Source organism: Actinocorallia lasiicapitis (assembly GCF_054778695.1).
Genome location: NZ_BAAGZI010000857.1, coordinates 1 through 724, shown reverse-complemented (window position 1 = coordinate 724; position 724 = coordinate 1). Strand labels below are relative to the sequence as shown.

The window sequence follows — 724 nt, the reverse complement described above, 5'->3', positions numbered from 1 at the left end:
CGTCGCAAGGAATTCGGACTTGGCGGCCAGCGCCTTTTTCAGATCCGCGTTGACGGCACGCACACGGTCGCGACTGCGCCGCAGCGTCACGATGCCGATGCCGAGCATCAGCAGCACCGCCAGCACGCCGACGGCGAAGCCGACGAACACGGTCTGCTGCGTGCGGACGCGCGCCTTTTCGAACGCGACGCTCCGCCGCGCTTCGTCTCGCTGCAGGTTGGCGATCCGCAGTTCCTGATTCGCGAAATCGAAGCGCGCCGCCATCAGCGCGGCATTGGTCGACCGGGCAAGCGTGGTCGCCTCGTCGTCCAGCCGCTTCAGCGCCATCAGATGCTGTAGCGCAAGGTCGGGCGCGCCGCTCGCGCGGTAGATCGTATATGCGGTCCGGTGCGCCTCTCGATCGATCAGCGTCGATTTGGCAAAATCCTGGCCGGCGAACCGCTCGCCGATCAGTCGCGCCGCCGTTGCCAGATCGTGGCGCTGATACGCCGCCTGCGCGGCCAGCCCGATCAGGACCGTGCGATAGGGCTGACCGGCGCCGTCCCGACCCGACAGACGCAGACCTTCGTCGATTGCGCGCTGCGCGCCCGCGACATTGCCCATCGCCAGCCGCGTTTCGGCGATATTGCCGAGTACCAGCGACCGCAGCAGTGGGCTTCGCATCTGCGCGGTCAGCGCCAGTGCCTTGTCGAACTGCGCCTCCGCCTCGCGCAGCCGTTTCAAC

Annotated in this window: 1 protein-coding gene; it reads right to left on the bottom strand. The window is 67.5% G+C overall.

Annotated elements, in window-relative coordinates:
• Positions 1 to 724 (bottom strand): hypothetical protein (locus ACYVE7_RS35130; RefSeq protein WP_460371002.1); only part of this gene is annotated, 724 nt, incomplete at both ends.